Below are 23,463 nucleotides of genomic sequence, written 5' to 3'. Positions count from 1 at the left end.
TCGCCTCGCCTCGGAGGCCGGCCGGGCTATTCGGACCGTCTGGCTTCCACATATTGCGACAGCAGCGGATCATGGTTGAACCGGTCGGCATGGCTGTCGAGGAACCCCAGCTCCGATGCCGGGTCCTTGTAGGTCGAGTGCCTTGCGTCGCTGAAGCCCGCCAATGCCAATGCGCTCAGCATCTCGGCGCGGGAATAAATATACCGATGTCCGTGTTCGTAGAAGGTCGAATTCACGAGATCGCAGGGGATGATTCCAGCGCTCACGCTCGCGCCAAGCCAATCGAGATCGGGCGTCGCGATGCGCAGGGCGCCGCCGGGTTTCAACACGCGGTGGCACTCCCGCAGCATGATCACGGCATCCGCCTTGCTGATATGTTCGATGAATTCCTCGGTGAAGATGAGGTCGATCGACGCATCGGCGAAGGGAAGCGTCCTTGCGAGATTCATATAGGTATCGGCGCGGGGATCGAGGTCGGCCGTGAGCGCGCCTTCGATGATGTTGCCGCCACCACCCAGGTTGAGCAGCTTTACGCCCTCTTTCCGCTTCCAGCGCTCCCGATATCCGCGGGTGACGGCGGGGCCGATCACCGGCCAGATCCCCGGCACTTTCGTCGCGGCGAACCGCGCCAGCGCGTGGACCGTGCCGTAACGCTGGCGATAGCGCGCCAGCTTGCCGAAAAGGCCCGCCGGTGGGGGGGCGGCGAAGACGAAGTCGCTGGGTGCGTTCATGTTGGGCATGCCTAATCGCTGCTCCTTGGGGATGCAATTGTCACCGGCTCAGGGCCGCGCGGTCTTCGGTCAGGTCGGCGCGAACGGCGATCCAGTTCGACTGGATGAAATTGTCCGCCGCGAAATCGTATTCCGCGAACTCGACCCTGTCGGGAAGCAGCCGACCGATCGTCATTCCCGGTGCGAGCATGTCGTAGAAATCCTTCAGGAAGGTCCGCGAATAGATCGACATGTAATTATATTCGAACTGGATGACGTCGATCCGTCCTTCCGCGATCATGCGCGCGAAGCCCTGCAGCACCCCCAGGTCGTGCCCTTCGGTATCCACCTTCAGGAAGCGAATGCGATCGATGCCGAGGTCGCGGCAAAGATCGTCCCCGGTGCGGCGCTCGACCTCGACCGAGCTGACCGCGATCGCGGAATCGCCTTCCATGCTCACCAGCGAGGAGAGGTGGGGGTTGTCGGGCGTATAGTTGATGGTCACGCTGCCTGCCTCGTTCGACAAGGCGTAGCCCAGCACTTCCGCCGAAGTCCCCTCGAGCGACTTTTTCAGCTTCTCCCGCACCGGGGGAACGGGTTCGAAGGCAAGGAGGCGCGCCTGAGGGAGGTACGGCACGACCATGGCGCTCCAGTCGCCGATATTCGCGCCGACGTCGAAGATCACGGGCGCTTCCGTCCGGCGGGCGAGGATCGTCCGCAGGACCCATCCCTCGCCATTGGCGCCGAGATCATTCTCGATATTGCTCCACGCCATGATGTAGCGCCGGCTGAAGCGGTACAGCGTGTCGCTAAGGGGAGCCCGGGTGCCGGCGTGCCACGACATCAGGCGCTGGAACGAATCTCTCAACGTGCTTACCCCCTGGGTGGATGGGGGCTCTTAACCGGTCTGGGCCTCATACGACCACTCAGAAAATCCCCAGCACGCGCGGTCGCGTCTTTTTTACCGCCGCGGCGTCCCGAGCCTCGCAGCGGCTGACGATACCAATGGCCGCGCCATAGCGATCATTCGCGGTTTCCAGCCGGCCCGTCTGCTCGACAAAGCCCGATTGCCATGGCCGCGCATCGTCATGCCCATCGGGCAGCTTGGCACTTTCGGGCATCGCTGTCGGGGCGACGCCGGTGAGCCAGCTAGTCGGCAACAGGGCCGAGCAGGGCGACGCACTTGCCTGAATGACGGTATGAGCGCAGCCGGCAAGCAGCGCGATCGGCAGCATCGTTGCTGTTGCCGCCAGGCGCCTGGTTGATCGCATCGGTTCCCTCCTTCACGGTCGTGTGAATGGCTTCCTCAGCCGATTGAGTATTGCCCAGGGTCTGGACGGCGTCCCGGCCGCTTTCGATCGCGGCGCCCTGCTGGCCGGTCGCGAGACGCGCTTCGGCGCCGGCCGTGCGCGCGCCGTTGCACGATCGCAGCGCGACCAGGACAGCGAGCGAGGCTATCAGGATCGCGGCCAGCGCGATCCTCACCCAGGTGGCGGAGGGGAGTGCGGGCATCACGCGACCCCCTTGATCTTCTCGGCATATTTGAAGCCGTAGACCGTGCCCGCCCAGGCCAGCGACATGCCCGCCGCCGTGACGTCGAACCGGCCGAACGCCAGCGGCTGAAGGATCATCGTCCAGGCGACGGTCGCATTGGTGATCCAGTCAAGCGTCGGCCGCGCCAGCCGGACGAAAATCTGGTACCAGGCCCGTTCGCGGATCCAGTGGTCGGGCATGTTGATCGCGCTGGGCGGCGCGGCCTTCGCGGCCTCGGTGCCGGAATCGATCCCGTTCATCACAACCTGCCTTTCAACAATGCCCAGAGCGCCACACCACCCGCTGCCAGCCATGCGATCACCGGCGATCGGATGAGCCAGCTGCCCAATCCGATCGCGCCGTCCCGCTTGTTCTTGTCCGCCTCCAGCATCATGATCCGGTCCTCTAGTTCCTTGACCTTGGCGGGCAGGCCGGCGGCGCCGGCCACCCGTTCGGTGAGGCTGTCGATCTTGGCCGACATGGTGTTGAGGTTGTGGATGAGCTCGCGGAGCTGGCCTTTCATCTCGCCGAGCATCATCCCGGTGGTGTCGAGTTGCTCGGTCATGTGGCTGGACCTAGGGCGGGCATGGGGGTATCGTGGCGGGATGTTGGCTGCGATATTCCATGGGCCGAGACGCTTCCTGCGCGCATGGCGAGCGATCGTGCGCGAGCAGGCCGCATTGCGCCGCGACCATCCGCGTGGCGGTCGCTGCCATGTATGTGGCGAGCACACGCCGGTTGACGAGCGAGAATGCTCCGACTGTGCGTTGGCTGCACCGCTTTAAGCATCAGGCGAGAGCCGGCGGAACGGGCGGCGTGAGACCGTTCGCGGAATTGAGCGACCCTGCTTCGATCGCGTCCCTGTCGATTGTCGAATACCATGTCGCATAGGCGTAGGCGCTCGCGGTCGGATCATCCGCGTCGAAAACGGGCGGTGCAGACAGGCCCTCGCCGAAGGCATCCGCGAGTTGTGCGACTGACAGGTCAGCAAGATACGCCTGCGCGGCGTTGACGAAATCGAGGAACGTTGGATTCGGCATGAGTCTTCTCCAGGGTGGCGGTCAGCCCACGTTTTCCATGTAGTTTTGAACGGCATTGCAGAGCGCAAAGCGTCGACCCAAAAGCTGGTCGCAGAAATCGTCCGGGTGATAAGTGTCCGGTGCCATACTGGGAGGCCGCCAGCCGAGCGCCATATATGCGTTGTCCGACCCGCTCGCCGACCAGCCGATCGCCGCCATAAAGGCCGCCTCGTCCGTGCTGAGATAGTTGCCGCCGGGGATGCCGGGCGCGTTCAGGTCGAGAATCCGATCCGCGCCATAGGAAGCGACCAGCGCCGGCGTATTGGTATGGCCGGTGTTCTGGGTCACGGGCGTGACGCCAGGAACCGACATCAGCGCCGGCATGAATAGGCTCTTGATGACCGTAGCTGGATTCTCGCCCCTCGCCGTCGCCTGAGCATCGCGCGCGGCGAAGAACGCAGCAGCGCCCTGCAACACCGTCATCCCCGGGTTTGACGGATTGATTGACCCTTCAAGCGCCACGAAATCGTCGCGCATCATGAAGGCCTGTTCGCTGATCAGTTTCGACCCTGGAGGAACAGGGACTGCATCGCCGGCATCAACGCGCGTGAGGACCAGCGCGCCCGTGTTCGGCCAGAGGTTTGCGTGGAACGAGGTGGCGCTAACCAGCACCTTGACCCCGCGCAGGTAGAAGATGCGGGAAAACTCAGGATTGGCGCCGTAAAATGCGGTGATGGGGTCGCCGCTCCAAGAGGATACCGTGACCGAGCCGCTGGCAGGCATCGTATCGCTCGGAAGCGTAACAATCGTCGCGGGCAACCCTGCATGGGACAGCATCGCGCGCAGACCAGAGCCAGGGATGGCCAGATTGCGGACGCGCGCGCGGTCGCCGATCCGCCCGAAGTCGCCGAGAAAGCGCTTTGCCGTGGTCGTAGGAGTCGGGCCGGTCAAGTCGGTTTGGTGGAAAACACTGTCAGCAAGGATAGTGAAGCGGCGAATTAAAGAGCCAGCATCGCTCTCAGCCATCGTGACAGCAGAGAGGCGCGATTCCACAGCCGCTGGAACCTCAGTAAGCGCCGGCAGATTTGCACCCGCCCAGGCGGTGAAGTCCGACAGGATGAGCGTATTCGTGCCCGTGTTGTTGAAGGTCAGGCGGAAACCATAGCAGGTGTTCGCAGCGCCGGCGGGCTGATCGACCGTATCGGACCAGCGGTACACGCCATTTCCGACATGAAGCGGGTAGACCTGCGCGTGCCCCGCAAGCGGCCCACTGGCGCCGCTTGCGCCGTATATTAGGGTGGCGGTTTGAGCAAAATTGCCCGGCGGGTAATTTGCCGCGTAGCCCAGCGTGCAGGCTGCCCCATTCCCAAGGCGATCCCCAGTGAAAAATAAGGTCAATGCGCCCGACGCCCCGGCCGGGATCGTCAGGACGCCATTCACAAGCGTAGGCGAGCCGATCACGCCGCTCAGCGCGTTGTACTGAAACGGGATCGGCAGCGAGCGATTCTGGAGCGCTGCTGCGCGGCCCTGCGATGCGAGGAAGTTCGGGTCAACCACTGGGCGCACAGCCGACACGACCCCGCCGCCGGCATCTCGCACGGTCGTCGTCCCCGGGCTGTTGGCGACAATGTCGATGCTCATGCAGGTTGGGTCTAGGACGATCGACTTCATGTAATCGCCGCTCGCGCTGACGAGCTGAGTATTGGAACCTATCTGACCGCCTCCCTGCGAAGCCGCGTTGTATTGGCGAAGGTAGACTGAGGAGAGGGCGGTGCCGGATACGTACTCAACCCAGAATTGAATCCCGAGGCCAGAATCGCGCGCCGCCGCCCACTCGCGAGGAAGGGTATTCGCCAGCCAAACCCCGAAGGTGGTGAAGGTCACCGTTCCGTTCGCATTGCGCGTGGCGTTGCTCAGGCGGTCAAGCTGCAGAAAGTCAGAGAGTACATTGTTTTTGACGGGCAGAGCCGCCGCGATGCTGGCAGCGGTCGCAGGCGCGGCAATGATTGCCGCGATATTCGTCGCGCAGGTGTTGACCGACGCGATGTTCGTCGCGACCGTTCCGACATTCGCGATGGCACTCGCGACCGTGTTGATGTTGGCTGCATTCCCCGCGACCGAGGTCACATTCGCGGCAATGCCTGCGACAGTGGTCACGTTGGCGGTGATGCCCGCAACCGAGGTCACGTTCGCCGCAATGCCCGCCACGGTCGAGACGCCGGCCGAAACGCCCGCCACTGTCGTCACATTGCCGCTGATCCCCGCCACAGTCGCGATACTCGCCGCGATCGGCGCGAGCGTGCTGACATTGGCCGCGATGCCGGCAACAGTCGTCACGTTCGCCGAGATGCCGGACACGGTCGATACCGCTGCCGCGACACCCGAGACCGTCGAGACCGCCGCATGAATGCCGGCGACCGTGTTGACGTGGGCGATCGACCCCGCGACCAGCCCGATATTCGTCAGCGCCCCCGCCACGCTCGGAATGTCGCCTCCCGCAATCAGGCTGTCGCCCACCGCAACGATCGAGGGGACGTCCGACAGCGGAATCTCCGGCCCCTCCGCGTCCTCGCCGCGCGGCACTTTCAGCGCGCGCGTGCCGAGATCATGGTTCACCAGCTCGCGGATCGCCGCGCGGCGATTGATCGTGTTGACCGTCGAGAGGTTGTAGGCGCCCTGATCGGCGAACTCGCTCGCCTGGAGGTAATCCGGCTCGGAGACGAGCAGGATCACCGCCGCATTGGCCGGCGCCGAGGTGAAGGTCACCGTGCCGGAGACGTCGCCGAAGGTGACACTATAGTCGGCGGGGTGGGCCTTGCGGACCCCGTCGACATAGACGCCGATGTCCGTCGCGGCGACGATCGAGAAATTGAAGGTGAAATCGGTTTTCGAGCCGGTGCCCAGCTGGGGTTCGCTCGAAACGTTCGGACTGATTGCGGCCACGCGGCACCTCCTGTGATGGAGGTGGGATACGCGGTGGCGGGAAAGGTTTGAATCGATCGGCCGGCGCGGAAGATCAACGGCTGCGGTACTTCCGATTCCCTATTTCGTCATCCCGCAGGAGGTCGCGCGAAAACCTGACAGCGCAACGGCGCCGGAAAGCTCAGCAGGATCGATCTCTCGTAGCTAGCTAGTTCTTGGCCGTAACGGGCTGCACCTTTGTTTTTCCCAAGAGTCTGTCCATATTTTCTTGTACATTTTCTGTACGTCGGTTTCGTCATTCAGTTTTTGGATAATCGAGTTCATGTCGGCGCAGTATTTGCCGCCGTTATTCTCGAACAGGACCAAGAGTTCGTTTTGAGATTCCGGGAATCCCAATTCATTTGCTTTTATGAAAAGAGCCGCTGCCCTATCTGCATCATCCAAATCGTTTGCGCTGTATAATCCACCCATGTGTATCACATGGGCATCTTTTTCCGTTGCTCCGTTGCGTATGAGATTCTCCGCGATCGCGACACATTCTGCGGCGATTTCTTCACTCGTTTTCGGGGATTCAAGACCTGAAACGCACGAATTTGCGGAAATTGGGCGAGGCTGTCGTTGAAAAGAGACGGAAATAACCAATGCCATGATGACGGCCGATGCCGCTCCAAACAATATGCGGGCAAGAAACCTGCTGGTCATCAGAACTTCCTATTCTTGGGCGGCGGCGGGATTTTAACTCCAGGGGGTGAGGGCGTCTTCGAATCAACGCGAAACCACTTCCTCGTGTGGTGAAGGGTAAATGCACGAGTCACCGTTACCTGTTTTGTTCGATCGGACTCGGTCTAGCCGGCCTCTGTACGGCAGCCAAAAATCTCATTTGGGCACGCTCCGACTCCAATTGGGGCCCAGCGCCTTGCGCCGGGCTTCTTCGGAAAACGGGCAGTCACCACTCATGATGAAGTCGGACATTTCATATTTTCTGATCCGCTCATTGTCGGTATTGGCCTTGTACGAGTCCAAAGCGTCGCTGATCCGTTTGCAATTCGGTTGGCCGGGAACGCTGGAGATGAGACTGATCAGCGCAAGATTCGCCTCGTTATCCCCGAGCCTGATGGCGGTTTCCCAATGGCGCCTGGCCGCTGCAAAATCGCCTGAGATTTCGCTGTGCAAGGCCATGTACCGGTAAGCCCTGGCGTCGTGTTTCAGCGCCCCCTCCCTGGCGAGTGTTTCACAGCCCCCAAATCCCCCTCCGGTGTCGCCCTGGATTGTCCAACCCTCCGCGGCCCGTAAGCATTCTTCGATGGTGGTCTTCCTATCTGAATAGAGCCAGCCACCGATGATGATGCCGCACGCCAATGCAAAGCTGATGGAGGCCAGCAAGATTCGTGCGATAGACCCTTTTATCAACGCTACCCTCCCTTGCGCACTCAATGTGGAATGAGGCTTCAATTCACGAGGAGTCGGTTTGAGCGATGTTCGCTGTTCGTTCCGGATATGTCAAGATGAGCCGTTGCTTGTGTCGAAGGCTTGCGAGCGAGTGAGCGGCCTTTTCGTCTCGTTCAATGACCGGAGGATCTCGTTGCGGCGTCGCGTTGTTGGTGAGTGTCCAGCAGTCCGGACCCTTCGGTGGATTCGTCATGAGTCAGGCTAGTTCTCCATTGCTCTTTATCGTAATAGAAACCTTGCTTCTGGCATCATGCCGCGTCACACTGCAGCAAATAAAGGAGAAGGCAACCCTAGAATCCCCAGCCTTCTCGCAATAGCGTGAGGGCGCTCTTTTTTTGAAACTGAACCCGAACATCAGTTTTGGTGGCAGTTCTAGAAAATTTCCATTCCCATTCCGATGATACGGGATTGTAGGTTAGACCAAGAAGCTTTGACGGGATCTCTTTGCCATTATAGAATTTGGCGTATCCGGACTTATCACCTACTCCATACCCTAATGAATAGACCGTAAGGTCGTATTTCTTGTGCGTTTCATTCGGCACCGTGACAAACGCCCTTGCAGCGTAGACGATCCCCCCAGTCAGCCTCGACAATTTCCGAGCCACATCACCGTTTGCGGCGAAGCAACTGGAGAGGATAATGGTTGTCCCCTTCTTGTAACTTTTGCCAAGCCGAGCCAGTATGTTTTGCGCGCTCAGGGCAGGTTGCCCTTCGCCGCGTGAAGCGTCAGCGATTTGCCCGCTCGGCGATCCGTGCGAAAATATTACGACGGTATCCGCCGGGCTGCCCATTTTCTTTAGGGCGGCGATTGCTGGTCTGTCCTTGGCGTCGCTGAGAAGATTTATGCTTATCCCTTCTGCTCCGGGTGCGGGCTCCGGCCGCTTGCGGCTGTCCGGTGTGAGATTCGCATTGATGCTCCCAATGTCCATTTCGGACGGAAGCAGCGTTTCGGACTCGCGGGCGGGTTGCCCACTAGATGGCAACGCGGTCTTCTGATCTGGTACGAAGGAGGCTTCCCGAACAAGCGGCGTAAAGCCCGTTTCGCTGGTTGATGGCCCGCTCAGCAGCTTGGAGAATCGGCCCAGCGAGAACGCAGCGACGGCGGGACTTTCCTCGCCAAAGCCCTGCTGAATCCGCGCCAGCTTGCTATATTCCTCTGGCGTCACCTTGCCTCGTATCAGTCGCAGGTCCTCCTTCGCGAACGTGGCCGGGTTCTCCGACGCCATAATATTCATTATCAGCGCGGCCTCGCCGCCCGCCGAGATCGAGGTCGGATCGAGATTGGCCTGCGCCAGGCTCCTCAGCGCCTGATCGGCTTCCTCGTCGAGATCGCGGCGCACGGCCGCGGGGATCTGCGTGATCGACGTGAAGCCTGACCCGAACTGCTCGGCAGTGGCGAACCCGTTGTCCCGGGCTGCGTCCTCCGCCTGTTTGCGCGAACGCTCCTGCATCGCGCTGCGCTCCGCCAGGTCGTCCAGCGCGTAACGCTTGCGCGCTTCGTTCCACGGCTCCGCTTCGATCGCCTGCTGAGCGGCGGCGCGAGCCTCGGGGCTGAGGGGAGCAAGGGGCTGTCCCGGCTCCCGTGGCGGCAGAAAGCGATCGACATCGCTCGCCGCCTGCGTGCGGGCCAGGGGCTCGAACAGTCCCTTCTCAACCGCAAACTGGTCGTCCGGCGTCATGCTTTCCCGCACCGTCCCGTACCGGATGGCTGTGGCCATCGGGTCCTTTTCGGTCATCTCCTCCAGGACCCGGCGATTGATGCCCGATCGATAGGTCCTGATGGCGCCGTCGATGGTTGCCGGGTCGTCGCCTCGCAACGCGCCCTGGGTCGCGATCGACCCCGCGCCGGTCTCGACATGCCGGTCGAACATGTCGGGATCATCGACATGGCGCACCGCGTCGTCCGCGGCATTCTGCTGGGCGAGCAGGCTCTGGCGGTTCTGCTCGACCGCGCTCTGCGCAGCGCCAAAAGCCTGCAGCCCCGCGACTTCCATCGGCAGGCGCACACCGACCGACCCTTCATAGACCGGATGCAGTTCGGCCGGCAGCATGCCCAGGCCGCGCTTGTACTCGGCATTGAGCGCCTCGATCGCCGGTTCGACCTTCAGGACGGCGCCGAAGCCCTTCTGTCCCTCCAGCTCCTTCCAGACGCCGCGGCACACGTCGGAGAATTGATTCCAGCCGATCTTGCAGATGGCGTCGTCGCGGATTTCCTCCGGGGACGCGGGCAGCATCGACGCGTGCAGTGCCTCGTGGCTGGTCGCGTCGATCGCCTGCGCCGCGGCGCCCTGCGCGACCGGCTGCCGGGGAGCGTCGGCCGCTATTTTTCGCGCCCTGGCCATGGTCTCGGCGCTTTCCGCGCTCGCGGCGCCAAGCGTTCGCATCCCGGCGCCAAGCGCCTGCAGGCCCGTGCCGGAAAAATCGCCCGGCTGGAGCCTCGCATCGGTCAGGCCGGCAATGCCGACCCGGTTCTGCTCTGTGGGGACCGTCGGCATCTCAGTGTGCCGATCGCGCGTCGGGGGAAATGGCGGCCATGGGCTCCTCCTTGGTTTGAAGGAGGGCTTAGGACGGCGCGCGACTATCTTGAATCGACCGGCACCGGCCGGAGATAGATCCAGAATGCGACCTATTATGGCGTTTGTCTGTGCGTCCTTGAAAGCTGTGACATAGTAAGTTGCCGAATCGGGAGCGAAACGTTCGGGCGGGGACGGCTCCTTGAAGGCTTATGTCGTCCATGCGAGGACGGTGGCGCGAAGATGGGGAGCGGCCGGATGCGACAAACGACTTTGTCCGTGGCGCTGGAGGTCAAGCCGGAGAGTCATGACAAGCTCTCCGCCCTGATCGACCGGCTGCACGACAGCGGCTCGACCGGCGGCGCGGGCAGCGCCGGCGACTATGCCGGGTTCATGGCCGGCGTGCCCTCGGTGCATTTCCTGTCGATGAGCGTGTTCCCCGGCGAGGATTATGATCCGCTGTTCGTGCTGGAGGCCAATTTCGACGGCAGGCCGAGCGTGTTCTGGGGCCAGCTCGAGGCGGCGATCGGGGCCGATCTGCGCGGCATGCTGCGCTGCTGCAAGCGCCCGCTCGATCCGGACGGGCCGCTCTATGACGCCGTGACCGCGCCCGATTCCCGCGCGCCCATCGCCCCCTATTTCGAGGCGCGCTCGCTCGAACCAAGCGTCTATCATCACGGCAATCGCGGCATGACCCGCGACCGCATCCTGGCCGAGGGCGCGCTGTTCAGCGCGACCCGGACCGAGATCGCGACCGCCAACGGCGCCGGCCCCAGCCCCTATCGCGGAGCGGTGTCGCCGGCCGAGATCCACCGCCACCTCCGCGCCGCGCTCATGCCGGCCTTTCCCTGGCTCGCCGAACGGGCGCCGGCCCGTGTGCCGTTCCTCACCCGCTGCGGCGATTATCTGAAGGTGGCGGTCTTCGCCCTGCTCGTCTTCCTGGCGTTGGCGTTGCCAGGGCTGATCCTCGCGCCGATGATGCCGGACAACCGCTTCTACCTGCTGCTCGCCTTCGGCATCCTCTATTGCGGCATCCGCCTCTACATGATCCGCGAGCCGCTGCCGGGCACCGACACGGCGGGCAAGTTCAACCTGATCAGCGCACTGTTGAAACCGCAGACCCTCATCCTGATCCTCGTCGGCGGTGCCCTTTACGCCGTGCTCGCTCCGCTGATCACTATCGCCATCTCGCTGATGACGGGCCTGCCGCTGGCGCTGGCAAAGGAGCATGCGCCGCGCATCACCCTGTTCGGCGTGCTCAGCGTGCCCTTCTCGGTGCTGCTGATCCTGTGCTGGCTGCGCTATCTCGAACGGCGCGATGCCTCGCAGGATGCGCCGCCGATCGACGAGGAGACGGTGCGCCAGATGGCCCAGCGCGAGGACTGGATCCCGCAGAACCATATGGGCTCGGTCGTACTGATCAAGCCGGGCGTGTTGCGCACCCTCATCGTCCACGTCGGCCATCACGGGCTCGGCCTGATACTCCGCGCCATGCCCAACAGCGGCGTGCGCGGCTATCTCGGCAGCATGCGCACCGTGCATTTCGCGCACTGGGCGTTCGTCAACAATGGCAGCCGGCTGATGTTCTTCAGCAATTTCGACCAGAGCTGGGAAAGCTATCTCGACGATTTCATCGAAAAGGCACATGTCGGCCTCACCCTGGCCTGGGGCTGCGGCGTCGGTTTCCCACCAACCCGCTTCCTGATCCAGGACGGCGCCAGCCATGGCCGCAAGTTCAAGGCCTGGGCGCGCCATTCCATGGCGGTCAGCCGCTTCTGGTACAGCGCCTATAGCGACCTGACCGTCGACCAGGTCGAACGCAACAACCGCATCGCCAACGGCCTGCGCAAGCCGTCGCTCAGCACGAAGGAGGCGTCCGCGTGGATCAACGACCTGTGAGCGGGACGCCGGGGAAAAAGCCGCCGAGCTGGCAGCTCAAGGCACCGCATTGCACGCTGACCCAGGGTCTGGTCGTCAGCGGCTTCGCCTCGCTGCCGACCGGGCGGGCGCTGTTCCTCGAATTCGCCTGGAAGGGGAAGGGCGGCGGCGCCTGGCTCAAGACGGTGGAGGAACTCGCGCCCGTCACCGATGCCGATGGGCGCGATGCGCGGGCGACGGCGATCGCCTTCGCCTATGCCGGGCTGGAGAAGATGAACCTGCCGAAATCGGCGCTGGAGTCTTTTGCCGCCCCGTTCCGCGAGGGCATGTTCCAGGAAGACCGGCTCCGTCGCCTCGGCGATCGGCGCAAGGGCGAATGGCTCGGGACGGTGATCGAGGGCGGGCCGAAATGGAGCTCGAACGCGCGGCAGCGCGCCGCCCTCACGACGGTCGAGGAAACCCAGTCGAGCGCCAAGACCTCGACCGGGCACCGCGAGGAGCAGATCGTCACGCCGATCACCGTCCACGCCCTGCTGCTGCTCTACGACAAGGATGAGGACAGCGCGGAGGCCTGGGCCGAGCAGGTCGAGGCGGCACTGAAGCCGCATGACGTGCAGGTCGTCCACCGCTTGCCGCTCGATCTGCGTCCCGACGAAAAGGGCATCGCACGCGAGCATTTCGGTTTTGCCGACGGCATCTCGCAACCCGTGCCGTTCGATGACGATGCGGTCGTGCTCAGCACCGGCGCGCCCGCGGTGCGTGACTATTGGAACGGCGTGCCACTCGGCGAAATCCTGTTCGGCTACACCAACGGTCACCATGAAAAGGCACCCGGCCCGGTCGTGCCCGACGATGCCAACGGCCAGGCTGCCGGCCTTGAGGCGCACCCCTTGGCGGAAGGGTTCCTCGATTTCGGGATTCACGGCAGCTATATGGTCGTGCGCGAATTGAAGCAGGATGTCGTCGCCTTCTGGCAATCGATGCGCGACAATGCCGCGCATATCCGCGCCCGCGATCCCGCCGGTTCGGCGCATGTCACCACCACCTGGCTCGCCGAGCGCGTGGTCGGCCGCAATACCAAGGGCGACCTGCTCTGCCCCGCCGGCTATCTGCCACCCGATGCCTATGACATGCCGGAGAATGATTTCGGCTTTTACGACCGCGACCTGCACGGGGTCGGTTGTCCGGCCGGATCGCATGTCCGCCGGTCCAATCCCCGGGATGGCCTCGCGCCGACGCCTGACCAGAAGCAGACACTGCTCGATGCAGCCAACAACCACCGCATCCTGCGCCGCGGCCGCAAATATGGCTCGACGATCAGCGTGCCGCCCAAGGAGGACGGAGTCGATCGCGGTCTGCTCTTCATCTGCCTCAACACCGATATCGCCCGCCAGTTCGAGTTCGTGCAGCAGACCTGGCTGCTCAACCCGAATTTCGCGACCCTGTTCGACGAGACCGATCCGCTGGTCGGGCCCAAGGGCAAGATGACGATCCACGAAAAGCCGCTGCGCCGGATCGTCGACGTCGAGACTTTCATCCGCATGGCGGGCGGCGACTATTTCTTCCTGCCGAGCATTCCGGCCCTCCAATATCTGGCGCTGCTATGAGCATCCTGTCCTCCACTCAGGTGCTGCGGCCGGGCCCCACGGGTCTCAAGCGCTGGCTCATGACGAAGGTGATGGCGGCCATGCCGTTCGCCTTCAGGCTGCTCCGCTGGCTGAAACCGATCCCGCATTTCGGCAAGACCTATGTCGCGACGCGTTACGACGACGTACGCGAAGTGTTCGCCACCGATCCGGCGTTCGGCGTGACCTACAAGGACAAGCTCGACGTCATCATGGGCGGCGAGCCCTTTTTCCTCGGCATGGCGAACACGCCGCAATATCAGGCGGACACCGCCGCGATGCGCAAGGTGGTGCGCCGCGAAGACCTTGCGCACCTGGCGGCCGATGTCGAGGCGCGGGCCGAGGCGATCGTGGCGGGCGCCGGCGGCCGGATCGAGGTGGTCGATACGCTGGTGCGACGCGTGACCTTCGATTTTCTTGCCGACTATCTCGGCGTGCCCGAGCCGCCCGGCGGCGACCTGCGGGTCTGGGGAACGCGGCTGTTCGAATATCAATTCGTGGCCAGCGACGCGCCGCTCGTCGCTGAGGTCGAGGTGATCGCCCCGGCGCTTCGCGCGCATATCCAGAACCAGATCGAGCAGCGCCGCGCCAAGCCTGGCGCCGACGACGTGCTCGGTCGCTGCCTCAAGTTGCAAAAGGCGGGCGAGCCCGGATACAGCGACGCCCAGATCCGCACCGCGCTGATGGGGTTCATCGTCGGCGGGCCGCCCCAGCCGCCGATGGTCGTGCCGCAGGCGATGGAGCAATTGCTGCGCCGGCCCGACGCGCTCAGGGGCGCCCAGGCGGCGGCGCGGGGCGGCGACGATGCGCTGCTCGCCGGCTATGTGCGCGAGGCAATGCGCTTCGATCCGCTCGCGCCGGGCCTGCCGCGGATCGTGCTTGAGGACTGGACGATCGCAAGCGGCACGAAGCATCAGAAGCTCGTCCCCGCCGGATCGACGGTGATCGCCGCCTTCGCCTCGGGGATGCGCGACGGGCGCCGCGTGCCCGATCCGGAGCGGTTCAACCCGCGCCGGCTGCCGCACGAATATATCCACTTCGGCTATGACCTGCACCAATGCTTCGGCATCCACATCAACAATGCGACCCTGCATCTGATGCTGAAGCCGCTGTTGAAGCGCCAGAATCTGCGCCGGGCGCAAGGCGCGGCGGGCAAGCTGCGGAAGAGCGGGGCGTTCGCTGAATCGCTGACGGTGGAGTTCGACTGAAGCCGCGTGATTATGCGAGCCGGGCTCGCTAACAACGCTCATGGCTTCCCTCGAAACGATCGTCGCCGATATCGCGGCCGAGATGGCCGAAGCGCCCGACCGCGGCACCGTGGCCGACTATATTCCGGGGCTAGCCGAGATCGATCCGGCCAGGTTCGGCATCGCCGTGGTCGAGGCGGACGGCACCTGCCACAAGGCAGGCGATGCCGACGAGCCCTTCTCGATCCAGAGCATTTCGAAGGTGTTCAGCCTGACCCTCGCGCTGGGCGCGATCGGCGACCGGCTATGGGACCGGGTCGGGCGCGAGCCGTCGGGCAGCGCGTTCAACTCGATCGTCCAGCTCGAGACCGAATCCGGCATCCCGCGCAACCCGTTCATCAATGCGGGCGCCATCGTCGTCGCCGACATGATCCTGGGCGCGCACGAACCGATCGAGGCGATCGGCGAGATCCTGCGCTTCGTGCGGTCGCTGGCGGACGACGACAGCATCTTCATCGACGAACGCATCGCCCGGGCGGAGCAGGAGACCGGATTCCGCAACATCGCGCTGGCCAATTACATGCGCGCCTTCGGCAATGTCCGGCAGCCGGTCGAACGGACCCTGGGCGTCTATTTCCACCAATGCGCGCTGGCGATGAGCTGCCATCAGCTTGCCCGCGCCGGCGGTTACCTCATGGCTGGCGGGATCAACCCGGCGACCGGCCATTCGATCGTGTCGACCCAGCGCGCGCGGCGCATCAACGCGCTGATGATGACCTGCGGCCACTATGACGGCTCGGGCGAGTTCGCCTTCCGGGTCGGCCTGCCCGGCAAGTCCGGCGTCGGCGGCGGCATCCTGGCGATCGCGCCGGGCAAGGCGTCGATCGCGGTCTGGTCGCCCGGGCTCAATCCGCGCGGCACCTCGCAACTGGGGGCGCTGGCGCTGGAGCGGTTGGTGCAGCGGACGGGTTGGTCGGTATTTGAGGCGCCCGGCATCCAAATGTAGACGGTCTGAATCCCGCACGATGATTCGCTAGGTGTAAGTGATGTCAGGCCACGGCTTGGGTGGTTTCTTCATCCCCGCAACCTGCGAAGCGCCACCCAACGCCGTCGACAGCCCGCCGAAAATTCCGTTCATCAGCGCACCGCTCGCCTGCGCACGGTTCGCCGCTGCCTGGGACCTGTAGTTGAAGACATTGATGTCGAAACCGCGCGTGCGATCATTGCCGCCCTTGTAGATCTGGGCGATATCCTCCGCGCCGATCATCGCGGCGTCCTTCTGGATATCGACGGCCGACCCGAAATTCAGGTCGACGCCGTTCGCGGCCATCGCTGCCGTCTGGGCGCCCTTCATCTGCGCCAGAGCGCGGTAGCGTTGTCGCGCCTCGAGATTGGTGTTCTCGATCGAATCGCGCGTCTGTTCGTTGGCAAGGCGCGCATTCTGGTCGGCGATCTCCGCCTGATAGCGATATTGCTGCGCCTGGCCGACCCCCGCGGTCACGGCGCCTATGGAAGAAATGGCGGTCGAGGCGATCAGCAGGGCTGTCGTTGGTTCGCACATCAGCGGCGCTCCTGGTGGAAGGGGACGAAACGGGTGCCGGCGATCATGATCACCTCCTTTCCGATGGTGAAGCCGATCCGCTTCAGGAAGCGAATGGCGCGGTGGTTGTCCTCCGCTACTAGGTTCTCCAGCACCGGAGTTGAATCGAACATCGCGGACAATATGCGCGGCGCCCAACGCAGCATCGTACGCGGATGGCGGTAGATCGCGTCGCTGCCGAGCATCCAGGGCGACCCCTCGCCGCACAGGGCATTGGTCACGACCAGGCCGAACATCGCCTCCGGCCGCCCGTCGACCGTCGCGGTCAGGCACAGGGAGGAGGACAGCAGCCCCGCCCGGAGCGCCTGTCTCGGCGTATGCCCCATCGCCGCGCATTCGACCACATCCGCCCCGCGCATCCGCGACGCGATCGGGCCCACATGGACTGGCGTGGCGCCGACCAGCGCGATCCGCTTATTCTGAGACTGAGGGGTCGAGATAGATCGCGCTCACGGTCATCGGCAGCGGATCGTCGGATCGCACCACCATGCGCGCACCGCCATTGATGTCGGCGCGCAGATAGGTCTCGTACAAGCCGGTCATCAGCGCGGGCGGCTGGCCGGGAAGTTCGTTGAGGCGCGATCGCAACGGCTCGAGCGTTGCATCGGTCGGGCCTGCCTTCACCCCGCGACTGTCGATCAGTCTTATGACTGCCTTGGCCTGGGTTTGCGGCTTGGCGATCGTCCAGCCGGCCTGGCCCTGCCAGGCCAGCGGCAGCGTCTCGATCGTCGCCGTGTAGGGCAAGCCGATCGTCACCGTCATGGCCGCATTGTCGAGTTCCACCGTGCCGTCCGTCACGACGAGGCCGGTGATGACGCCTCCATCCGCGAGCGCCGACACGGTCATGCCCTCGAGATGCCCCAGATTGCGCAGCACCGTCTGCGGCTCCTCGAACTGATAGGTCACGGCGCTGTCGAGGAAGCAGCTATTCTCGACCGCGTTCCAACGGGTCGCGGCCATGCGCTCGATCAACAGCTTTTCGCCGCGGCGAACCGTCAGGTAGAGCCGGTCCTCCGACCCTTCCGACACCACGCACACACTCTCGACGGCACCGTCGGTTTCGCACAGCGTCCAGCCCCAGACCTGCTGCTCCTGCTCCCAGGTGAAGCACAGCAGCTTGCCGTCGCCCCGCACCGCCCAGATCACCGATCGCGGCTCCTGCGCATAGGCCCAGGCCTTGATGTCGAAGCCCCGGAACAGATGCGGCGAGAAGATCGTGACGTCGTTCGAATTGATACTGTCGGTCGAGAACTCATAGCCGAGCGTCCGCACGCTGTTCCCGACGCTGGTCTGGTAGAAGACGACGCTGTCGATCACCAGCGGTGACAGGCGCGCCGCGCCGCGCCCGTTCTGGCGCCGGGTGACGAAGTCCGTGGCCGTCAGGTACCCCGCCTGCCCACCCTCGACCTTGAAGATGGAATCGGATGTCAGCGCGAGAAGGCTGGTCGTGGAAACGAGCTGGTTGACCGCGTTCACCCGCCCGGAGACGAGCGCGAAGGAAAAGGCGTCGCTGGCCTTGAGCGGCCGCGAGATATCCATGTTCTCGAAGCTGCCCGAGCGGGATCCCCAGATCGCGTTGGGATGGTTGCCGGACCGGCCCCAGAGCAGGCGCTGTTCGAAAAAGGTGACGGTCGAGGGGTTGTCGCCCGCGCGGATGGCGGCAATCGAATCGCTGGCCGCGGTTTGCGATGGACTGACCGTATAGGTGCCGGTGCCCCCGCTCGTGCCCGTCAATTGCGCGACAATCACCGTGCCCGGCGCGACATTGTCCCCGCGCAGGATCTGCCCTGCAGCGAGTGCTCCACTGGCCACGGCCGAGACGGCGAGCACGGTCGCGGCGATTGCCCCGGTTACCTCCGCATCGATATGCTCGAAAGGATTTTCCCCGACAGGCGGCCCGTCGGAGTAGTCGGGGCCGATATTGTCGTCCGTGAAGCTCGTCGAGGTCGTGGTGCCGATATAGCCATATTCCTGGGTGTTGTCGGCCTTGTACACCCGGTATCGGCTGGCGCCCGTGACAGCGCTCCACGAAAGCGAGTTGTAGTTGCGCTTAAGCGTCAGGTCGTTGGTCGCACTGTCCCCGGTGGACGGCCGACTCTCCTGACCGGAGATATCGTCCACCGCCGTCACCACATAGGTCGCGACCTGCGGGAAATAGGAATCGCCGCTGACGACCGAGTTGCCGGTGACCGGCGTCACACCAAGGCCGGTCGGCGCGGCGAGCGTCGGCGTGAAGTCGATCGGCGAGAAGGTCCAGTCGGTGTGGCCGGCCCGCACCAGCTTCGTCGGCGCATGGTTGAGGTGCGCGAAATACATCGTGTCCGCCGACTGTTCGAAGTCGACCTCCTGCAGTTCTTCGCCGTTGAAGGGTGAACCGACACGGTAGAGACGGGCGACGCTCACGGGTTCGGCTCCGATATCTTGTTGTGGGACAGCACGCCGGCCGCGACATAGCTATGGGCATCGGCCACCTCGATCAGCGCCACCCAGGCGTCACCATCGGGCTCGCCGATCGCATCCATGCGCACCCACGCGCCGTCGATCCAGAAGCGGTGTTCCGCTGTCGCGCGGGGATAGCCCTCCGCCTTGAACACCGGCCGATACGCCATCTCGTGGCGCACGATTTCGTAATAGCCCCAGGCCATCGTCTCCTCGTGCCGGGTGTAGATGCGCGTCCCAACGCCGGCGAACCGCGCCTCTATCTCCTTGCCGCCGGCGGTGAGCAGGATCGGGGTATCGTCCACGACGCAGAAGCCGCCGCCTCCCCCTCCGCCGCCACCGCCAACATCGGGAGGGGGAGGGGGCGGTGGTGGCGGTGGCACGGGTGGAGGGGGTGGTGGAGGGGCCGGTGCCGCCACGCGCGTGATACCGCCAGTGTCGGCCGAGAAGGGTGTGAAGCCCGTCGAATCGATATCGACGGTGAAATGGCTGCTATCAGCGACCGCGGTGACACGACCGATCCGGCCATTGAGTTCGACCGTGCCCTCGATGCCGTCGAGATAGACCTGATCCCCGATCTCATAGGCATGGTACGCCGCCTCGACTACGGTCGTGGCGCCGAGCGTGATGCCCGCGATCGTCAGCTTCTCTTCAAGCACCATGCCCCCGAGCGCTGCCGGACGCATATAGCCCTGACCCATTTCGAGCGCGTAGGTCTGGTCGAGCGAAAACTGGAACGGCACCAGCCGGACGGGCACGGAATCGTCATAGACCTCCGCGACAAACCGCGTTCCGGGCCGCTTGGTCACCCCGCCATATTTGAGGATCGTGACGTTGCGCGCCCGTCTGAGGCCGGTCGCATAGGCGGCGACATCGACGCGGGAGATCAGGTCCTCGGCGAGTTCGCCCTTGGAGAAATTCGGCTGTCCGGTGCGCAGCGGCATCACTGGACTCCGATGGTGCAGCCGGCGCCACGCACGGCGGCGACCTCGTCAGGCGTTCGCGCATCGCGATTGGGCTGGCGGTTGATGTCGTCGGCAATGGCGCGTTGCGCGGCCACCTCGGCCTGCTGCAGCAACTGCCCCTTGGTCTCGCGGCTGTCGCGCAACGGCACGGCGAGCCGGGCGGCGAGCGCATAGGCAAGCGCATCGGTGAACAGGCCGGGCATCTCAGCCTCGGCCACCTCCCGGGTTGTATATTCGAGGATCGCGCCGCCCATCTGGCTGAACAGCACACCATCCTCGACGATGAAGGGCTGGGCCAGCACCGGCACGGCGGGCAGGTTCGCTGCCCCGCCCGGCCAGCCGCTAACCGGCGGCACGAGCCGCTGCGCCGTCGCCATGTTCGCCGGCAGGGCATAGGCATGCGCCCATTCGCTCGCCCGCGGATTGACGCTGAGTTCGGCGAGCGTCGCGATCCTGATGGCGAAGCTCCAGTCGAAGCGTTCGAGCAGCAGCTTGAGGCAATGCGCATAATAGCGCCGGCACTCGGCCGCCTCGGTGGTGGGTTCGTCGATATCGGCGATGGGCGGTGCGCGAAGCTCGCCCAGGGCGAGGTTGCAGACGGTGATGCTGATGGCCATGCAACGGGATTAGGCCAGCCGGAACGGAGTTTGAATCGACCGCCCCGACTCGGGAAAAATCCCTGCGTTTTGGTGCGTTGACGTGGCACAGGGCAGTTGACGAAACGCCCGGAAACGTGCGGATAATCGCGCTTCGAAAAAGGGGAGAGAATGCAGGATCGCGATCTTCTGGAAGGCGAGACGCGCGAGGTGGGCCGGCGTGTGCGCGAGCAGATCGCGCGTCGCCGCATTTCGCGCCAGGCGCTGGCGGATATGGCGAAGATCAGCCTGTCGACCCTGGAAAAGGCGCTATCCGGCGGGCGCCCCTTCACGCTCGCGACCACGATCCGGCTGGAAGAAGCGCTTGGCGTCACCCTCCGGCCCGTGGCGCCCCCCACACCCCCGTCTCATGATCTCGCGCCCGAGATGATGGGCGCCTATGCCCATGCCGCGGTGCGCTGGATCGAGGGGCGGTATCTGACGCTCAGGCCCAGCTTCGGCAGCCCGGGCGACATCTTTGCCTATGTCACCACGATCCGCTGGATCGACGAGGCGGGGCATCTCGGCTTTGCCGAATCGCAGCGCATGGATGCGCGGTTCGAACAGGCCGGGCATGTCTCGATGCCGAACCTGTCGGGCCATATCTATCTCGTCACCAATGTCGCCGGGCAGCACCGGATGGCAATCCTCGGCCGACCGACGATCGAGGGCGCGCTGTACGGCGTGCTGACGACGCTGCAGGTCGGTACCGGCTCGCAGCTCGTGCCGGTCGCCTGCCCGATCGCGCTCGCCAAGCTCGATAGCGAGGCCGACCCCGTTATCGGCCGCATCGCACCGGGCGCCGCGCAGCATCGCGACTATCGCGAGCGGCTGGACGTCGCGACGCAGGGCGATTTCGTGCGCTTTTATCGGTAGTCGATGGTGGTGGGAGGGTGTGGTTATGCTCCACTCCCCGAAGGACGGGTTTTACAGACCCGCTGCCGGAACTACCGGCTTTACCCTCCCGGAAAACATACTGGACGGGCAGCGCGAGATCGCGGCCGGGTCACGGTTTTCCGAAGGGAGTTGAAGCCGATGCTTCGCCAATCCAGATCGTCCCGCTTCCCGGGACGCACGATCACGCCCCGTCAGTCGACGCGGTAATATCGATAGCTGGTGTGGCTCTGGGCGTTCATGGTGCGCGGCGCCTGCCACAGCTTGCCCGGCCGGTCAATCGACGGCGTCGAAAGGGGCTTGCATCCATATCGCCATTGGGGACGTATAGTCCGCATAACATGGTCGCGTCCGTCAGCCCGTGCCGTTTCGCGGTACGGGTAAAGAATGATAGGATCCACACGCCGTCCCGATCGCGGGTGGCGATTGCGGGGCGAGACCATGGCCGTCCGGAACTGCATTCTACCGATCTGCATCGCTATGGCGTGTGCTCTTGGCACCGCTACGCCAAGTGCGGCGCAGACTGACCCCATCGCCGAACTCGACATGCTGTCGCGGGATTCGGTCCAGACCGGACCGGGCATAGCGCTCGCCCGCAGGCAGATCGGTCAGGGCGACCTGATGGCGGCGGTCGCGACGCTCGAGCGGGTGCTGATGGCCCATGCCGATGCGGACGCGGCCTTGCTGCTCCACGCGACCCTGCTCTGCCGTCTCGATGATCGCGACGGCGCCCGGGCGGAACTGGCCGCGCTCGACCGGCCAGTGCCGGGCCCCGCCTGGGCGGAGATGACGGCGGCCTGCGGCCCGATGCCGCGGCCCGGATCGGGAGGTTGATGCCATGAAACGCTTCGTTCCCCGCAGCGCGACCACGCGCCTGCTCCTCGCCGCCACCGCGCTCACCCTTGCCGGCGGTTCGTTCGCCGCGGGCGCGCCGGAGGTGATCGGCATCAACGCCGCCGTCCTCAACAATGTCAGGATCCGCCCGGCCGGCGCGAGTGTCGCGCGCACCGCGGTGGTGCGGCAGCGTGTGGCGCTCGCCGACGAGGTGCAGACCGGCGGCAGGAGCCAGCTTCAGGTGCTGCTGCTCGACAAATCCACCTTCACCGTCGGCGCGAACGCTCGGCTGACGATCGATCGCTTCGTCTATGATCCCGCCCGCGGTGCCCGCTCGGTCGGCGCTTCGGTGGTGAAGGGCGCGTTCCGCTTCATGTCGGGCCGGCCCGATGCGAAGGGCAGCTCCTCGATCCGTACGCCCGTCGCCACCATCGGCATACGCGGCACGATCGTCGACGGCGTGGTTGGCGAGGATGCGGTGCGCATCGCCGCCGGAGAACGGGGCGTCGGCCCCAATGTACGCAGCGATCCTGCCACCGCCTCGCTGATCATCCTGCGCGGACCCGGGCGTGGAGCGCAGGGCAGGGTGCAGCCAGGCATCATCGACGTCATGTCGGGCGGGCGGACGGTCACGGTCGACCGGCCGATGCGCGCCGTCTATGTGCCGCGCCCGGGGGCCGCGCCGATCGGTCCCTTCATCATCTCGCCCGAGGGGCTGCGCGAGGTGCAGGCGCTGATCTTCCCCTCGCTGGCGCCGCGCTTCGGCCTCGCGCCCGAAATGGCCGGCCAGCCCTATTATCCGGTGGAGGATCGCCAGCGCCCGCTCCCGCCCTTCGAGCCGGGACGTGGGCCTGCCGGCTATCCCGGCGGCTATCCCGGCGGCTATCCGGGCGGATCGACGCCGGGGCCGCAGGGGCCGGGCACCTATATCCCGTCCCTCCCGCAAGGGGGTTTCGAGCGGACCCGGCGGCAGCAACCGCAGACCCAGTCGGGGCCGACAAACACGCTGCAAAGCCCGACGCCCACGCCCACACCGGGAGCTGGCCCGAACAACATGACGGCCCCGACGCCCACCCCAACGCCGTCGCCGACCTATACGCCGACGCCCAGCCCGACTCCGACGCCCGTCCCGAGTCCCAGCCCGACGCCGTCACCCAAATATCCGCCGGGGCAGAATCCGAACAACCCGAACGGCCCGCCATGATGTGACGGGCCGCTGGCCGGGTCGAGCAGGATCGCGCTCGCCGTCGAGGCGTCGTG

The 23,463-nt window shown here is 64.7% G+C and carries 23 protein-coding genes; 7 read left to right on the top strand and 16 right to left on the bottom strand.

The features are described 5' to 3' along the window. Positions 1 to 26 precede the first annotated feature (26 nt). From AC1RT8_RS22055 to AC1RT8_RS22005, 11 genes are all read right to left on the bottom strand, one after another. Positions 27 to 731, bottom strand: a complete 705-nt coding sequence (locus tag AC1RT8_RS22055) for a methyltransferase domain-containing protein (protein WP_493078377.1) — start codon at positions 729 to 731, stop codon at positions 27 to 29. Between the two features lie 40 nt (positions 732 to 771). After that, on the bottom strand, positions 772 to 1,578 hold the full coding sequence (locus AC1RT8_RS22050) for an FkbM family methyltransferase (protein ID WP_493078376.1): 807 nt from the start codon (positions 1,576 to 1,578) through the stop codon (positions 772 to 774). Between the two features lie 58 nt (positions 1,579 to 1,636). Then, positions 1,637 to 1,870 carry a hypothetical protein gene (locus AC1RT8_RS22045; RefSeq protein WP_493078374.1) on the bottom strand — a complete coding sequence of 78 codons (234 nt, stop codon included), beginning with the start codon at positions 1,868 to 1,870 and terminating at the stop codon, positions 1,637 to 1,639. Next, on the bottom strand, positions 1,860 to 2,222 hold the full coding sequence (locus AC1RT8_RS22040) for a hypothetical protein (protein WP_493078372.1): 363 nt from the start codon (positions 2,220 to 2,222) through the stop codon (positions 1,860 to 1,862). The genes AC1RT8_RS22045 and AC1RT8_RS22040 overlap by 11 nt, the downstream gene beginning before the upstream one ends. Then, positions 2,222 to 2,503 (bottom strand): hypothetical protein, encoded by a 282-nt coding sequence (locus AC1RT8_RS22035; protein ID WP_493078370.1) that lies wholly within the window; start codon positions 2,501 to 2,503, stop codon positions 2,222 to 2,224. Before AC1RT8_RS22035 ends, AC1RT8_RS22040 begins: the two co-directional genes overlap by 1 nt. Beyond that, on the bottom strand, positions 2,503 to 2,808 hold the full coding sequence (locus AC1RT8_RS22030) for a hypothetical protein (protein WP_493078368.1): 306 nt from the start codon (positions 2,806 to 2,808) through the stop codon (positions 2,503 to 2,505). The genes AC1RT8_RS22035 and AC1RT8_RS22030 overlap by 1 nt, the downstream gene beginning before the upstream one ends. A gap of 223 nt (positions 2,809 to 3,031) precedes the next feature. Then, positions 3,032 to 3,283, bottom strand: coding sequence for a hypothetical protein (locus AC1RT8_RS22025; RefSeq protein ID WP_493078366.1), 252 nt, complete (start codon positions 3,281 to 3,283; stop codon positions 3,032 to 3,034). Positions 3,284 to 3,304: 21 nt separating this feature from the next. Continuing rightward, positions 3,305 to 6,205 (bottom strand): hypothetical protein, encoded by a 2,901-nt coding sequence (locus tag AC1RT8_RS22020; protein ID WP_493078364.1) that lies wholly within the window; start codon positions 6,203 to 6,205, stop codon positions 3,305 to 3,307. Positions 6,206 to 6,388: 183 nt separating this feature from the next. Further along, a complete protein-coding gene (locus AC1RT8_RS22015; RefSeq protein ID WP_493078362.1) occupies positions 6,389 to 6,886 on the bottom strand; it encodes a hypothetical protein in 498 nt (165 codons plus the stop codon). Positions 6,887 to 7,060: 174 nt separating this feature from the next. Then, positions 7,061 to 7,567 (bottom strand): hypothetical protein, encoded by a 507-nt coding sequence (locus tag AC1RT8_RS22010; RefSeq protein ID WP_493078361.1) that lies wholly within the window; start codon positions 7,565 to 7,567, stop codon positions 7,061 to 7,063. Between the two features lie 356 nt (positions 7,568 to 7,923). After that, positions 7,924 to 10,128 carry a DUF8616 domain-containing protein gene (locus AC1RT8_RS22005; protein ID WP_493078360.1) on the bottom strand — a complete coding sequence of 735 codons (2,205 nt, stop codon included), beginning with the start codon at positions 10,126 to 10,128 and terminating at the stop codon, positions 7,924 to 7,926. Between the two features lie 276 nt (positions 10,129 to 10,404). Between AC1RT8_RS22005 and AC1RT8_RS22000 the strand changes: the two genes are divergently transcribed. Genes AC1RT8_RS22000 through AC1RT8_RS21985 form a run of 4 tightly spaced genes read left to right on the top strand, consistent with a single transcriptional unit; the run spans position 10,405 to position 15,842 of the window. Next, complete coding sequence (locus tag AC1RT8_RS22000) at positions 10,405 to 12,045, top strand: hypothetical protein (protein ID WP_493078358.1); 1,641 nt, start codon at positions 10,405 to 10,407, stop codon at positions 12,043 to 12,045. Further along, positions 12,027 to 13,631, top strand: a complete 1,605-nt coding sequence (locus tag AC1RT8_RS21995) for a Dyp-type peroxidase (protein WP_493078356.1) — start codon at positions 12,027 to 12,029, stop codon at positions 13,629 to 13,631. The genes AC1RT8_RS22000 and AC1RT8_RS21995 overlap by 19 nt, the downstream gene beginning before the upstream one ends. Then, on the top strand, positions 13,628 to 14,857 hold the full coding sequence (locus tag AC1RT8_RS21990; protein ID WP_493078355.1) for a cytochrome P450: 1,230 nt from the start codon (positions 13,628 to 13,630) through the stop codon (positions 14,855 to 14,857). Before AC1RT8_RS21995 ends, AC1RT8_RS21990 begins: the two co-directional genes overlap by 4 nt. Positions 14,858 to 14,897: 40 nt before the next feature. Next, positions 14,898 to 15,842 carry a glutaminase gene (locus AC1RT8_RS21985; RefSeq protein WP_493078354.1) on the top strand — a complete coding sequence of 315 codons (945 nt, stop codon included), beginning with the start codon at positions 14,898 to 14,900 and terminating at the stop codon, positions 15,840 to 15,842. A 27-nt stretch (positions 15,843 to 15,869) separates the two neighbouring features. Here the strand turns inward: AC1RT8_RS21985 and AC1RT8_RS21980 are convergent, their stop codons facing one another. The 5 genes from AC1RT8_RS21980 to AC1RT8_RS21960 are packed head-to-tail and all read right to left on the bottom strand — an operon-like array spanning position 15,870 to position 20,457. Beyond that, entirely contained in the window at positions 15,870 to 16,397 is a 528-nt protein-coding gene (locus AC1RT8_RS21980) for a hypothetical protein (protein ID WP_493078352.1), read from the bottom strand. Then, on the bottom strand, positions 16,397 to 16,795 hold the full coding sequence (locus tag AC1RT8_RS21975; protein WP_493078350.1) for a hypothetical protein: 399 nt from the start codon (positions 16,793 to 16,795) through the stop codon (positions 16,397 to 16,399). Before AC1RT8_RS21975 ends, AC1RT8_RS21980 begins: the two co-directional genes overlap by 1 nt. A gap of 55 nt (positions 16,796 to 16,850) precedes the next feature. Further along, positions 16,851 to 18,839, bottom strand: coding sequence for a phage tail protein (locus tag AC1RT8_RS21970; RefSeq protein WP_493078348.1), 1,989 nt, complete (start codon positions 18,837 to 18,839; stop codon positions 16,851 to 16,853). Next, entirely contained in the window at positions 18,836 to 19,819 is a 984-nt protein-coding gene (locus AC1RT8_RS21965) for a hypothetical protein (RefSeq protein WP_493078346.1), read from the bottom strand. Before AC1RT8_RS21965 ends, AC1RT8_RS21970 begins: the two co-directional genes overlap by 4 nt. Beyond that, entirely contained in the window at positions 19,819 to 20,457 is a 639-nt protein-coding gene (locus AC1RT8_RS21960; RefSeq protein ID WP_493078344.1) for a phage connector family protein, read from the bottom strand. The genes AC1RT8_RS21965 and AC1RT8_RS21960 overlap by 1 nt, the downstream gene beginning before the upstream one ends. Before the next feature lie 150 nt (positions 20,458 to 20,607). Between AC1RT8_RS21960 and AC1RT8_RS21955 the strand changes: the two genes are divergently transcribed. The 3 genes from AC1RT8_RS21955 to AC1RT8_RS21945 all read left to right on the top strand — a co-directional run bounded on the left by AC1RT8_RS21955 (position 20,608) and on the right by AC1RT8_RS21945 (position 23,407). Continuing rightward, entirely contained in the window at positions 20,608 to 21,351 is a 744-nt protein-coding gene (locus tag AC1RT8_RS21955) for a helix-turn-helix domain-containing protein (RefSeq protein ID WP_493078342.1), read from the top strand. A 498-nt stretch (positions 21,352 to 21,849) separates the two neighbouring features. Further along, positions 21,850 to 22,203, top strand: coding sequence for a tetratricopeptide repeat protein (locus AC1RT8_RS21950; protein WP_493078340.1), 354 nt, complete (start codon positions 21,850 to 21,852; stop codon positions 22,201 to 22,203). Between the two features lie 4 nt (positions 22,204 to 22,207). Continuing rightward, entirely contained in the window at positions 22,208 to 23,407 is a 1,200-nt protein-coding gene (locus AC1RT8_RS21945) for a FecR family protein (RefSeq protein WP_493078338.1), read from the top strand. Positions 23,408 to 23,463 lie beyond the last annotated feature (56 nt).

The sequence above is a fragment of the Sphingomonas sp. GW821-FHT10F11 genome (assembly GCF_058809095.1).
Note: the sequence above shows the minus strand (reverse complement) of the source record. Positions and strands in the feature narration are given on the sequence as shown.